The 13810-nt window shown below is 61.8% G+C and carries 11 protein-coding genes and 2 tRNA genes; 2 read left to right on the top strand and 11 right to left on the bottom strand.

Going from position 1 to position 13810, the window contains the following annotated elements; all coding sequences use genetic code 11:
* Positions 1–80: 80 nt before the first annotated feature.
* From C1H69_RS06320 to coxB, 3 genes are read right to left on the bottom strand one after another with little or no spacing between them, the layout of a single operon-like run.
* Positions 81–434, bottom strand: a complete 354-nt coding sequence (locus C1H69_RS06320; protein WP_240609841.1) for a hypothetical protein — start codon at positions 432–434, stop codon at positions 81–83.
* On the bottom strand, positions 431–2959 hold the full coding sequence (gene ctaD / locus C1H69_RS06315) for a cytochrome c oxidase subunit I (protein WP_102652540.1): 2529 nt from the start codon (positions 2957–2959) through the stop codon (positions 431–433). The genes C1H69_RS06320 and ctaD overlap by 4 nt, the downstream gene beginning before the upstream one ends.
* Positions 2956–4020 (bottom strand): cytochrome c oxidase subunit II, encoded by a 1065-nt coding sequence (gene coxB / locus C1H69_RS06310; protein ID WP_240609839.1) that lies wholly within the window; start codon positions 4018–4020, stop codon positions 2956–2958. Before coxB ends, ctaD begins: the two co-directional genes overlap by 4 nt.
* A gap of 33 nt (positions 4021–4053) precedes the next feature.
* Here coxB and C1H69_RS06305 point away from each other — a divergent pair, with 33 nt between their 5' ends.
* Entirely contained in the window at positions 4054–4518 is a 465-nt protein-coding gene (locus C1H69_RS06305) for a DUF2231 domain-containing protein (RefSeq protein ID WP_102652539.1), read from the top strand.
* A 54-nt stretch (positions 4519–4572) separates the two neighbouring features.
* Here C1H69_RS06305 and C1H69_RS06300 read toward each other — a convergent pair whose 3' ends face one another.
* On the bottom strand, positions 4573–4992 hold the full coding sequence (locus C1H69_RS06300) for a CopD family protein (protein ID WP_102652538.1): 420 nt from the start codon (positions 4990–4992) through the stop codon (positions 4573–4575).
* Between the two features lie 35 nt (positions 4993–5027).
* Positions 5028–5528, bottom strand: a complete 501-nt coding sequence (locus C1H69_RS06295; RefSeq protein WP_165789430.1) for a methylated-DNA--[protein]-cysteine S-methyltransferase — start codon at positions 5526–5528, stop codon at positions 5028–5030.
* A gap of 176 nt (positions 5529–5704) precedes the next feature.
* Here C1H69_RS06295 and C1H69_RS06290 point away from each other — a divergent pair, with 176 nt between their 5' ends.
* The gene (locus tag C1H69_RS06290) at positions 5705–6019 is read left to right on the top strand and encodes a high-potential iron-sulfur protein (RefSeq protein ID WP_102652536.1); all 315 of its coding nucleotides are present in this window, start codon (positions 5705–5707) and stop codon (positions 6017–6019) included.
* Between the two features lie 96 nt (positions 6020–6115).
* Here the strand turns inward: C1H69_RS06290 and C1H69_RS06285 are convergent, their stop codons facing one another.
* From C1H69_RS06285 to C1H69_RS06260, 6 genes are all read right to left on the bottom strand, one after another.
* Complete coding sequence (locus C1H69_RS06285; RefSeq protein ID WP_102652535.1) at positions 6116–7675, bottom strand: SpoVR family protein; 1560 nt, start codon at positions 7673–7675, stop codon at positions 6116–6118.
* Positions 7676–7735: 60 nt separating this feature from the next.
* A complete protein-coding gene (locus tag C1H69_RS06280) occupies positions 7736–9019 on the bottom strand; it encodes a YeaH/YhbH family protein (protein ID WP_102652534.1) in 1284 nt (427 codons plus the stop codon).
* Between the two features lie 25 nt (positions 9020–9044).
* On the bottom strand, positions 9045–10967 hold the full coding sequence (locus C1H69_RS06275) for a PrkA family serine protein kinase (RefSeq protein WP_102652625.1): 1923 nt from the start codon (positions 10965–10967) through the stop codon (positions 9045–9047).
* Positions 10968–11333: 366 nt separating this feature from the next.
* Complete coding sequence (locus C1H69_RS06270) at positions 11334–13277, bottom strand: FAD-dependent oxidoreductase (protein ID WP_479688537.1); 1944 nt, start codon at positions 13275–13277, stop codon at positions 11334–11336.
* A 265-nt stretch (positions 13278–13542) separates the two neighbouring features.
* Positions 13543–13619, bottom strand: a tRNA-Asp gene (locus tag C1H69_RS06265).
* Positions 13620–13622: 3 nt separating this feature from the next.
* Positions 13623–13699: transfer RNA gene (locus C1H69_RS06260), tRNA-Val, on the bottom strand.
* Between the last annotated feature and the right edge of the window lie 111 nt (positions 13700–13810).

Raw genomic sequence — 13810 nt, 5'->3', positions numbered from 1 at the left:
GATACGTCGATGGCGCGAGTATAGCAGGCTGCCGGCGCGGGCAGAATCGGCTTGCCCTATCCCTTCTGGCGGACCTCCCCTTAGAGGCAGGGTGGCAGGAAGATCACCGGGATGCCGACGAACAGGGTTCCCATCGCCGAGAACAGGTAGACCCCCGCCGAGGTGAATGCGAAGTAGCATTCGCGCCGAAGGGACGTCTTGCGTGCTGCCCCCACGCTGGCCCAAGCCAACCACAATAGCAGCCCGGCAACCACCAGGGTCAAGATACCGATAACGACGTTGATGCCGGTCAGGGTATCCTGTTCGGCGGCTGGCGGGGCCACCGAGCAGGCCACCGAGAGGCCACCATAGATCGCCACGAACCAGATACCCCACAGGGTCACACCACCAACCAGGTGAATCGGGTGCGTCAGTTTCAGCAGATGCTTCATCATCCCCCCCCCAGCAGCGTCGGTATGCCCCAGATGGCAACGAACAGGATCCAGTAGACCACCACGTTGTAGTTCCACAGACGCAGCACCACCACGGGTTCGTAGGGCACCTCGGCGCTGACATAGCCATAACCCACGCGCAGCCCCTGCAGCAGGCAAAGAAGCCCCCCGAGGAGGGCATGAATCAGCACGTAGAGCAGAGCGACCAGCAGGGTGGCGTCGTGCGCGGTCTCGGTGGGGGCCAGGTCCGCCTGCCAGATGACCACCCCGAGCAGCACCGATTGCAGCGCTCCGAGTGCCGCTGCGAAATAGAGGCCACCGCTCAGCCCGGTATCGTCGTGCTGGCGCAGCCTGCGCACCAGTTTCACCAGCCATAGGGTACCCAGCGTCAGGGCACCGCCCGCGGCCACCAACATCGGCATCGAAAGCGGCGAGGTAGCCGGCATCTGCCACTCGGGCGCCACCGTCCACAGGTAGAACCAGCCGAACAGCAGCGAGAGGAACAGCGAACCATTGGCCAGGTGGGAGACCGACATGGTCCACACCCCGGGCCCATTCATGGTCCGCGAATGCAGCGGCGGCTCACCGGGCGCTACCGTGGCATCCGGCGCCATCTTGGGATGGGCTCCATTCACCCACGACCAATGCAGCAGTATCACGATGGAAACGACCGTCGCCACAGCCGCCAGCGGATAGATCCGCACCAGCAGGCTGATGCAGACGACGGCCAGGGCCAGAGCCGCCAACAGCGGCAGCCAGGAGTTGCCGGATAGATGGATGGTCTCGCGCAGCTTGCCGGTCAAGGGGTCGGTGCCCCAGGTCTCGCGCCGACCATGGTCGATATTCGCCAAGCCGTGGCGCCCCTCCTCGATGGTGCGCGGCAGCTCCGGGTCCTCCCACAGCGGATGGCGTGTCTCGATTGCCGGCAGGCTGACGAAGTTGTAGGCCGTGGGGGGCTTGGGCATGGCCCATTCCAGTCCGTCGGCGTTCCACGGATTCTGCGAAGCCTTCTTGCCGAAACGAAAATGCAGCGCGATATCCAGAAGCAGCAGGGCGATCCCGGCTGCCATCATGAAGCCGCCGACCGACGAGATCAGGTTGTAGAGACCCCAGCCCATATCGGCGTCGTAGGTGAAGACCCGACGGCGCATGCCCAGCAGCCCCGTCCAATGCATGACCAGGAAGGTGGTGTTGAAGCCAAGGAAGATAAGCCAGAAGCTCCAGCGCCCCAGGCGTTCGGAAGGCATGCGACCCGACACCTGCGGCAGCCAGTAGTAGAGCGCCGCCATCAGCGGAAAGAGCATGCCGCCGACCAGCACATAGTGCATATGGGCAACCACGAAATGCGTGTCGTGGACCTGCCAGTTGAACGGCACCAGGGCCAGCATGACCCCGGTCAGCCCACCCAGGACGAAGATCACCAGGAAGCCCACGATCCACAACATGGGCAACTTCATCACCGGTCGCCCCAGCCATAGCGTGGAGAGCCAGACGAATATCTGGATCGCAGTGGGAATCGCCACCAGCATGCTCGCCGCGGAGAAAAAGGCCAGCGCCAACTGTGGAATACCGAGGGTGAACATGTGGTGTACCCAGAGCCCGAAGCTGACGAAGCCCATGATGATGACCGCCGCCACCACCCAGCCATAGCCGACGATGGGACGACCGGCGAAAACGGGGATCAGCGTCGAGACGATGCCAGCCCCCGGCAGGAAGATGATGTAGACCTCGGGATGGCCGAACAGCCAGAACAGGTGCGCCCAGAGCACCGGATCGCCGCCACCGGACACGTCGAAGAACGGCATGCCGGTGGCACGCTCCAGCTCGAGCAGGATGCTGCCCAGGATCAGCGGCGGAAAACCGACCACGATCATCAGCGCCATGGCCAGGATATACCAGGCGAACAGGGGCATCTTGTGCAGCGCCATGCCCTGGGTACGCGTGCGCAGGATCGACACCACCAGCTCCACCCCGGCGGACAGCGCCGATATCTCGACAAAGGTAATACCGAGCAGCCAGAAGTCCGATCCGCGCCCCGGCGAGTATTCGCCGCTGCTCAGTGGGGTGTACATGAACCAGCCGCTTGCCGGGGCCATCTCCAGCAGCAGGCTGGAGGTCAGGATGATGCCACCGAACAGGTAGCACCAGTAACCGAAGGCGGTCAGACGGGGACAGACCAGGTCGCGGGCCCCGATCATCTTCGGGATCATGTAGATCGCCAGCCCCTCGAGGATGGGAATGGCGAACAGGAACATCATCACCGTGCCGTGCATGGTGAAGACCTGGTTGTAGGTCTCGTGGGACATGAATTCCTGGTCGGGAAAAGCGAGCTGGGTGCGGATCAGCATCGCCAGCAGCCCACCGATCAGGAAGAACACCGCTCCGGTGATGATGAAGCGAAGGCCGACGGTGGTATGGTTGACGACGGTCAGGGCCCTGAGCCCGCGCGGATTGCCCCAGACCCTGTCCAGGCCATCATGGAGCTCTCTGGCTTCCGGGGACAACGAAGCGTTTTCCGTATCGCTCATGGTTCCAATGTCTCCAGCCAGGCGCCGATGTTCTCCAGCGTCTCGATATCGATGTGGTCATGGGGCGGCATGCGATTGCCGGGCTTGAGCGTCTGGTGGTGCTGCAACCAGTAAGCGATGGCGCCCTCCTCCATGGGCAACACACCGGCGCCCAGCGTAGGGCGCGAGCCGATATCGCTGAGGTCGGGGCCTTCCATGTCGTATTCCCGGCCGCCGACAGCGAACTCGTCGGGTAGGCCTTCAACGCGGTGACAACTGGCGCAATGCTCACCGAACGCCTCCCGCGCCTGGTCATGGTCCTCGACCTGTTCCGGCGGGGTGCGACGCTCGGCCAGCCAGGCGTCGAACTCGTCACGCTCTACCGCTTCCACCTGCAGCAACATATTGGTGTGCTGGGCACCACAGAATTCGGCGCACTGGGCGCCGAACACACCCGGGGCGTCGGCCTCGAGGCGAATCGTGCTGTGGCGGCCGGGCACCATGTCCCGCTTGCCGCCGAGCCGGGGAATCCAGAAGGCGTGGATGACGTCTGCACTGATCAAGCGGAAATCGACGGGTTCTCCGGCCGGCATCACCAAGTGGTTTGCCGTGACCACGTCGTTCTGATCCTCGTCTCCGGGGTAGCGGACCTCCCACCACCATTGATGGCCGACCACCTCGATCAACTCGACCTCCTCCCCACCCGGCAAGGGCAGCGGCAGCATGCCTCTGCCCGTGGGCGCACCGAGCAGCAGCAGGGCCACGATGCTGACCACGGGCAGCAACACCCCGCCGCCCAGCACCCAGCGCAGCATGATGCGCTGCTCCTGCCACGCGGTGCGCCGTGGCTGTGGCCTGCGCCGAAAGGTATACAACCAGAGAGAGAACAGTACGAGAGAGACAGCTACGCTGACGGCAAGCATGGCCCACCACACCCGGAACTGGGCATGGGCCGCCGGGCCGGAGGGGTCGAGGATCGACATCTCGCCGCCGCAACCGACCAGCAGGACCAGCAGCAGGGCCCAACAGGCGACCCGCCTCGGTCGGTTGACCCAGCCAGGCCAGGGGCGTTGAATGTGCAATGATATCGTCACCCGATCGCAAAGGACGCGAACATGGCTGATACCCGACACTCCCGCTCGATCAAGAGCCGCGCCGCCATCGCCGGACACCCCCTGCATCCGGTGATGATTCACTTCCCCATTGCCTGTCTGATGCTCGTGGTCGCCAGCGACCTTGGCTTTCTTTATACCGAGGACGGGTTCTGGGCACGCGCCAGCCTGTGGCTGGCCGGCGTCGGGGCGCTCGGCGGTTGGGTCGCCAGCATTGCCGGACTCATCGATCTGATAACGGTGACGCGTATCCGCAACCTGATCACCGGCTGGTGCCATGCCATCCTGGCGGTCATGATGCTGTCGGTGGCCTCGTTCAACTGGCTGTGGCGCTTCAAGGACCCCGTCGATCTGCTGCCCTGGGGCATTGCACTGTCGCTGCTGACGGCGGGTCTGATCGCCCTGGCGGGGATACTCGGTGGCATGCTGGTCTACGATCATGCGGTGGGGGTGGAGCTCGACGAGTGAGTCGGGACGCTCGTACCAGGCGCAATGTCGCATCGTGACTCTCCTTGTCCAACCTCAATCGAACGGCTTGCTCAGCACCAACAAGACCACTGTCAGCATCAGCAGCGAAACCAGCGTGGCAATGCCTGCGCTCGCCGGCATGAGGCCACGCCGCCTCCCCCGCTCCAGGCGCACGATCAACCAGCCGCACAGCGCATGACAGACCACCATTCCGGATACCGCGACCAGCTTGAGCACCAGCCAGCCCCCTGTCAGTTGAGCAACGATGAACAGCAGGGTGCCGCTCATGATCGCCAGCAGGGCAAACGGGGTGGCAACGTGAGTGAAAAGAAAGCGAAGCACGTCAGAGGCTGGCACATCGAAGGACGAAACCTCTCGCGTTCGGGCGCTGGACAGCAGCAACGCCGGCAGGTAGATCAATACGCCACACCAGCACACCAGGGTGGCAATATGCAGGAACTTGATCCACGGCATGACAGCATCCTTGCAGTTGCAGTGATCACTCCACCCTAGCCAATGTGCCGGGCGAGTGCTAGAGCCGCTTCCCTCTCCATGGTCAGTAGACGCTCCTTCAGCGCAACGCCACAGCGATAACTTCCCGGGCCATCGGTGGCCACTACGCGATGGCAGGGAATCAGGATTGGCAAGGGATTGGCGTTGCTGGCGGCGCTGATGGAGCGGGGGGCCTGGTCGCCCCCCTGACGCTGAGCCAGCTCGCCGTAGGTACGGGTTTCACCATAGGGGATGCGCAGCAGGGCCGACCAGACCTGACGCTGGGGCTCCGTACCACCGGGCGCCAGTGTCAGGCTGAAACTGCGCCGCCGCCCCTCCAGGTAGCCCTGAACCTGTCCACTGGCGTCGCGCAGCGCTTCGTCGTCCCGGTGGGCCGTGGTTGGGTCGGGATCCGGCTCTGTCTTGGCATCCAGGGCCAGGCGCTGAAGGCCCCCGGCGCCATCGGCAATGAGCAGTATCTCACCCAGTGGCGAGTCGAATCGGGTGAAGATCGACATGGACATCCTCCTTGATCGGTATACAAACTTTCACCTCTGCTTGCTAGAGCATAGCGAACTCGTCGGGTATGGTCCTGTCGAAGCCTGGTGGACGACTACCAGCAGGCTGCATGCAAGGCAAAACGAACCGCATTGCCATACAAGATTCCTAGGACCGTGACGAGAAAGGAGACCCCATGGCCAATCAGAGCCGTCGTGACTTCATGCGCAACTCCCTTCTGGGCGTGGCTGCACTGCCCCTGGGTGCCGGCATCCTGTCGAAACAGGCCTTCGCCGAGACACTACCGCGCCTGGATCCGAATGATGAGCAGGCACAGGCCCTGAACTATGTCGAAGTCGCCGACGAGGCAAGCGATCACCCCGCCTACGAAGAAGGCGAGTATTGCGACAACTGCATGTTCTTCGAGCCTGATACCGAGGGCTGCCAGCTGTTCCCGCAACACAGCGTCGAGCCCAGGGGGTGGTGCCAATCCTGGGCCCCCATGGACTGAAACCCGGCCGTGCGCGAGTTCCGCTCGCGGCGGCACAGTCATACTCTGGCTCTCGATGTGACCGGGTCCTGGCCCGGCCACATCGCGCGCTCCGGATCAATGCCCCTTGGCTTCCTCGTCGGGCAGTGGCCATTGGTAGCGTCGGGCGACGCCATCGTCCTCCAGGACCGACTCCATTCGTACGGGGAATCCCCATAGCTGGTGCAGGTGGCGCATCACGGGGTAGACACTTCGTGCCAACGGGCGCCGGCTGTCCTGGACGTGGTGCAACGTGAGCGAGCGGTCCCCGCGAATATTCGCCGCGTAGACCTGAATATTGGGCTCACGCACCGAAAGGGCGTACTGGGTAGCCAGGGAGTCCCGAATTCGACGGTAGCCTCGCTCGTCATGTATCGCCCCCACTTCCAGCATGTCTTCCTGGTCGTCGTCCACTACCGTGAACAGCTTGAGGTCACGAATCACCTTGGGTGACAGGAACTGCTGGATGAAGGACTCATCCTTGAAGTTGCGCATGGCAAAGTGCACGACGTCGAGCCAGTCACTGCCTGCCGTATCGGGAAACCACTCGCGATCCTCGTCGGTGGGGTCCTGGCACATGCGCTTGATGTCACTGAACATGGCGAAGCCCAGCGCATAGGGATTGATGCCGCTGTAGTACGGACTGTCGAAGCCCGGCTGATTGACCACCGCGGTGTGCGACTGCAGGAACTCCAGCATGAGGCCTTCATCGACCAGGCCTTCGTCGTAGAGGCGGTTCATCAGGGTGTAATGCCAGAACGACGCCCACCCCTCGTTCATGACCTGGGTCTGGCGCTGAGGATAGAAGTACTGGGCCAGCTTGCGCACGATGCGCACGATCTCACGCTGCCAGGGGGCCAGCAGCGGGGCATTCTTCTCGATGAAGTACAGCAGGTTTTCCTGCGGTTCCGGCGGGTAGCGCCCTCCGCCATGCAGACCCAGGGGGTCCTCTTCGGTATCCAGCCCGTCGGGGAGCGCATCGGCGGGCTTCCTGTCAGGGATCGTACGCCACAAGGTGTTGACCTGCGCCTGAAGGTATTCTGCCCGTTCGTTCTGCCGTCGCATCTCCTCCTCGGCAGAAATGGGTGAGGGTCGCTTGTATCGGTCGACCCCATAGTTCTGCAACGCATGGCAGGCATCCAGCAACTGCTCCACCGCCGTGACGCCATGGCGCTCCTCGCACTCGGCGACGTATTTGCGCGCGAACACCAGATAGTCGACGATCGAGCTGGCGTCGGTCCAGGTACGGAACAGATAGTTGCCCTTGAAGAAGGAATTGTGTCCATAGCAGGCATGGGCCATCACCAATACCTGCATCATCAGCGTATTCTCCTCCATCAGGTAGGCGATGCAGGGATCGGAGTTGATGACCAGCTCATAGGCCAGCCCCATCTGACCACGGCGATATGCCTGCTCCACCGCAAGGAATTGCTTGCCGAACGACCAATGGTGATAGCCCACCGGCATGCCGACACTGGCGTAGGCATCCATCATCTGCTCGGTGGTGATGATCTCGATCTGGTTGGGATAGATATCCAGTCGATACTCGTCGGCCAGACGAGCCAGCTCACTCTCGTAGGCTTCCAGTACCTCGAAGTTCCAGTCGGAACCGGTGGCGATGGGTTTGCGTCGGGTCATGGTGCCTCCTCATCCGCATGAAGCCTTGCCTGAAACCATCCAAACTCGCTGCACCAAGACCTAGTGCGAGACTCGGCGTTTGAACAGCTCGCGGAAGACCGGGTAGATATCGCCGGCTTCGACGATCTGTCGCATGGCAAAACGCTCGGGGTATTCGGCGGCAACCGACTCATACTCCTCCCATAGCGCCTGGTGTGCATGGGGGGTGATTTCCACGTACGTGTAGTACTGCAAGCGCGGCATCAGGGTCTTGACCAGTTGCTCGCGGCAGGTGACTGAGTCATCGTCCCAGTTGTCTCCATCGGAAGCCTGTGCCACATAGAGATTCCACTGTCCCGGCGGGTACCGCTTGGAAATGATCTCGTCGACCAGCGTCAGGGCGCTGGAAACGATGGTTCCGCCAGTTTCCCGGGAATAGAAGAACTCCTCCTCGTCGACTTCCTTGGCTGCCGTATGATGGCGAACGAAAACCAGTTCTACCTTTTCGTAGTTACGCTCCAGAAACAGGTAGAGCAGCAGGAAAAACCGCTTGGCGATGTCCTTGTGCGCTTGGGTCATGGACCCCGAGACATCCATCACGCAGAACATCACCGCCTTGCTCGACGGCTGGGGCTGGTTGATCAAGTTGTTATAGCGCAGGTCGTAAGTATCGATGTAGGGCACCGCTTCCAGACGCTTCTCCAGACGTTCGATCTCTGCCCGGAGCTCCGCGATACGCGCCGGGTTGCGCAGCACCGGATCCTTGCTTTCTTCCTCTTCCAACGCTTCCAGGGCCTCGCGTAACGCCCTGCGTATGGGCGCGCGCATGGCAATGCGCCGCGCATAGGCCTCGCGCATGGAGCGTACGATATTGATACGTGCCGGCACTCCGTCTCGGGAGACCCCGGCGCGTACCGGGCGAACCTCATCGAGATCCACCAATGCCTTGCGCTCCAGATGGGGCAGCTCCAGACCATCGAAAACGAAATCGAGGAACTCCTCACGGCTCAGGGTGAAGGCAAACTCGTCCATGCCTTCACCCTGGTTGGAGGATCCTCCCTCGCCGGCACCGCCTCCACCGTCGCCCCCACCGGGACGACGGATACGATCTCCTTCGACAAACTCCTTGTTTCCGGGGCTGACAATGGTTCGCTTGCCTCCCGGGCCATGTTGGAATACCGGCTCGGAGATATCGCGAGCAGGAATCGATACCTTCTCGCCTCGCTCCATGTCGGTAATCGAACGGCGATTGACCGCCTCTTCCACCGAACGCTTGATATGCGTTCGATAGCGATCCAGAAACCGCTGCCGATTGACCGCGCTCTTATGCTTGGCATTGGCGCGTCGATCGATGAAATAGGTCATGGCGACCCTCCCAGGCCTGCGCCCGTTACTGCGATTTGCGCACCCGCAGGTACCACTCGGAAAGCAGTCGCACCTGCTTCTCGGTGTAGCCACGGTCCTTCATGCGGGCCACGAAATCCTCGTGCTTCTTCTGGTCTGCCGTAGAGGCCTTGGCATTGAACGAGATTACCGGCAGCAATTCCTCGGTGTTGGCGAACATCTTGTGCTCGATCACCCCCCGCAGCTTCTCGTAGGACTGCCAGCTCGGGTTCATGCCATTGTTCTGGGCACGGGCCCGCAGCACGAAGTTGACCACTTCGTGACGGAAATCCTTGGGGTTGGAGATACCGGCCGGCTTCTCGATCTTCTCGAGCTCCTCGTTGAGAGACTGTCGATTGAACAGCTCACCGGTCTCGGGGTCGCGGTATTCCTGATCCTGGATCCAGAAGTCGGCGTAGGTCACGTAGCGGTCGAAGATGTTCTGCCCATACTCGGAGTAGGACTCCAGGTAAGCGGTCTGGATCTCCTTGCCGATGAAGTCCACATAGCGTGGCGCCAGGAATTCCTTGATGTACCGTAGGTAGCGCTCGAAGGTTTCCTTGGGCAGTTGTTCCTGCTCGAGGCGCTGTTCGAGCACATACAACAGGTGTACCGGGTTGGCGGCAATCTCGTGATTGTCGAAGTTGAACACCTTGGAGAGTATCTTGAAGGCGAAGCGCGTGGACAGCCCGTCCATGCCCTCGTCCACCCCGGCCGCATCCCGATATTCCTGGATCGACTTGGCCTTGGGATCGGTATCCTTCAGGTTTTCACCATCGTATACCCGCATCTTGGAGTAGACACTGGAGTTTTCCGGCTCCTTGAGCCGCGACAGTACCGAGAATTGCGCCAGCATGCGCAGGGTATCCGGTGCACAGGGGGCCTGATCGAGGGACGAATGCTCGAGCAGTTTCTTGTAGATGTTGATCTCTTCGGTGACACGCAGGCAGTAGGGAACCTTGACGATATAGACCCGATCGAGGAAGGCCTCGTTGTTGCGGTTGTTACGGAACGCCTGCCACTCGCTCTCGTTGGAGTGGGCCAGCACCACGCCTTCAAAGGGAATCGCCCCCATGCCCTCGGTGGGATTGTAATTTCCTTCCTGGGTTGCGGTGAGTAGCGGATGCAGCACCTTGATCGGCGCCTTGAACATCTCGATGAATTCCATCAACCCCTGGTTCGCCTTGCACAGGCCGCCCGAGAAGCTATAGGCATCAGGATCATCCTGGGAATAGAGCTCCAGTTGACGAATGTCCACCTTGCCCACCAGAGAGGAGATATCCTGATTGTTCTCGTCACCGGGCTCGGTCTTGGAAATAGCGACCTGGTTGAGTCGCGATGGGTAAAGCCTGACCACCTTGAACTGGGAAATATCGCCGCCATACTCCCTGAGACGCTTGGAAGCCCAGGGTGACATGACGCTTTTCACGTAACGACGCGGAATGCCGTACTCCTTCTCCAGCAGCTCCCCATCCTCTTCAGGAGAAAACAGTCCCAACGGTGATTCGTACACCGGGGAGCCTTTGATGGCATAGAAGGGAATTCTTTCCATCAGCAATTTCAGACGTTCCGCCAGTGATGACTTGCCGCCGCCGACCGGGCCAAGCAGATAGAGAATCTGTTTCCGCTCTTCCAGCCCCTGGGCAGCATGCCGGAAGTAAGCGACGATCTGCTCGATCGCTTCCTCCATTCCATAGAATTCCGCGAAGGCGGGGTAGCGGCGAATCACCTTGTTGGAGAATATCCTCGAGAGACGTGAATCCTTGGCAGTGTCGATTACCTCCGGTTCGCCAATGGCTTGCAGCATGCGCTCGGCAGCACTGGCATAGGCCATGGGGTCTTCGCGACACAGCTCCAAGTATTCCTGCAGGGACATTTCCTCCTGCTGGACACGAGAGAAGCGGTTTTGCACATGATCGAAGATGCTCATCGAAGCCTCCTGTTTGCTCACCCCGCCGACCACCGACCCGTTGATGACCGACATGGGTTACCCATCAGCCTAGACAGCTTCCGGGCAATACGGGCAGTAAAACTGTCAACGCACTGGGTAATTACCCATGAGAACGCAGGGATTGCAGAGGGTTCGTTGAGAGAAAGTGCGCGCCATTAAACGCTGTCAGGATGAAGCCCGGCGGCTTCCCGGGGCAGACCGGGGGCTTCGTCGTGTTCATGACTTGCCGATGAGGGACGGGGCTCGGTACCCGATTCCAAGGCCAGATCGCTCACCGATTCAACGAAAGGCCGGCCTGATCACCCCGGCACCCTCCCCCTGGCCTGACGCAGGCAAGTGGTCCTGTCAAAGCCCGGCGGACACCCGCGTGCCCTGATCGATGGCGCGCTTGGCATCCAGCTCGGCCGCCTCGTCGGCGCCCCCGATCAGGTGTACCGAGACGCCGGCCTCCCTGAGCGGCTCGAGCAGCTCGCGTACCGGGTCCTGGCCAGCGCAGACCACGATAGTGTCGACCTCCAATGCCCTTGGCTCGCCATCCACGCGGATATGCAAGCCCTCATCGTCGATGCCGACATAGTCGCAGCCCGCCAACATCTCGACGCCGCGATGCTTCAACGAGGCCCGGTGTACCCAGCCGGTGGTCTTGCCGAGCCCCTTGCCCGGCTTGGAGGACTTGCGCTGCAGCAGGAAGACCTGACGCGGCGAAGCGGGTCGTTGTGGAGCCGCGATACCCCCCCGCCTCGAGACTTCGAGATCCACTCCCCACTCGGCACACCAGGCGTCGCGATCCAGGGCGGGATGTCCCACATGGGTCAACAGCTCGGCCACGTCGAAACCGATACCTCCGGCTCCGATGATCGCCACCCGGCGCCCCACCCGCTCGGGATGCAGAATGGCCATGGGGTAGCTGAGTACCTTGGGATGATCGCTGCCCGGCAACGTGAGCTGGCGAGGGCGCACGCCGGTGGAGAGGATGACCTCATCGAAGCTCCTCAGCGTCTGGACGTCCGCCTCGACGTTGAGACGCACCGAGACACCGTGCTTGTCCAGCATGACCTTGAAGTAGCGCAGGGTCTCGTCGAATTCTTCCTTGCCGGGGATCTTGCGGGCCAGATTGAACTGGCCGCCCAGCTCTCCGGTACGCTCGAACAGCACGACCCGGTGACCACGCCTGGCGGCGGTGAGTGCAGCAGCCAGACCGGCCGGACCACCGCCCACCACCGCGATGTCACGGGCCGCCTCGGCCGGGGAGATGATCAGCTCCGTTTCATGGCAGGCCCGGGGGTTGACCAGGCAGGACGTCAGCTTGCCCTGGAAGGTATGGTCCAGACACGCCTGGTTGCAGGCGATGCAGGTATTGATTTCCTCACCGCGTCCCGCGGCTGCCTTGGTCACCCAAGCCGGATCGGCCAGAAAGGGACGCGCCATGGAAACCATATCGGCATGGCCCTCGGCCAGTATCTTTTCCGCCACGTCGGGCATGTTGATACGGTTGGTGGTGATCAGCGGAACGTTGAGCTCGGCCTTCATCCGGCGAGTCACTTCGGTGAAAGCGCCCCGCGGCACGCTGGTCACGATAGTGGGCACCCGTGCCTCGTGCCAGCCGATGCCGGTATTGATCAAGTTGGCGCCCGCCGCCTCGACGGCACGCCCCAGCGTCACGATCTCCTCCCAGGTGCTGCCGTCCTCCACCAGGTCGATCATCGACAGGCGGAAAATGACCAGGAACTCATCACCCGTCGCCTCGCGGATTCCCTTGACGATCTCGACCGCAAAGCGCATGCGATTCTCGAAAACCCCGCCCCATTCATCGGAGCGGTGATTGGTACGCAGGCACAGAAACTGGTTGATCAGGTAGCCTTCGGACCCCATCACCTCGACGCCGTCGTAACCGGCTTCCCGGGCCAGGGTGGCGCAGCGCACGTAGTCGGCGACCTGTTCCTCGACCTCCGCCCCGGTCAGCTCCCGGGGTGCGAACGGATTGATCGGAGCCTGGATCGGAGACGGCGCCACCAGATCCGGTGAGTAGGCGTAACGCCCGGCGTGCAGGATCTGCATGCAGAGATGACCGCCTTCGGCATGAACCGCCTCGACCACGCCGCGATGATTCGCCACCTGCTCGCTCCGCGCCAGGGTTGCCGCCCCCTGGAAGACGGCGCCCTCGGCGTTGGGGGCGATGCCGCCCGTGACGATCAGCCCGACGCCCTCCCGGACCCGCTCGGCATAGAAGGCCGCCAGCCGGGAAAAGCCGTTGGGCGCCTCCTCGAGGTTGGTGTGCATGGAGCCCATCAATACCCGATTGGGTAGTGTCAGATGGCCCACGTCGAGCGGACGAAAGAGATGAGGGTAGCGCACGCCGAACTCCTCCTGCTGGTCAAGCCACGGTAATTTTCAAACAACTGTATGATAGCCAGGAAAGATGCGCAAAGATAATGATGCGCAATGAGGCGAAAAGCAGCATAGCTCAGCAGGAGGGCAAGAGGAGACAGGAAAGGAAAACCGTACATATACGAAAGACCCCGAGCCATTCGGCTCGGGGTCTGGAATATCGTGTTGGCGGACCGGACGGGACTCGAACCCGCGACCTCCGGCGTGACAGGCCGGCATTCTAACCAACTGAACTACCGGTCCGCGTGGTGGGTGATACCGGATTCGAACCAGTGACCCCCAGCATGTGAGGCTGGTGCTCTAACCAACTGAGCTAATCACCCACGGATACCGCAAATCGATTCTCTACCTGGATACAGCGTGCCTAGTCATCGTGGCGGACCGGACGGGACTCGAACCCGCGACCTCCGGCGTGACAGGCCGGCATTCTAACC

Origin of the sequence: Billgrantia endophytica (assembly GCF_002879615.1) — a bacterium.
Lineage (GTDB): Bacteria > Pseudomonadota > Gammaproteobacteria > Pseudomonadales > Halomonadaceae > Halomonas > Halomonas endophytica.
This window is presented reverse-complemented; position numbering and strand designations above follow the sequence as displayed.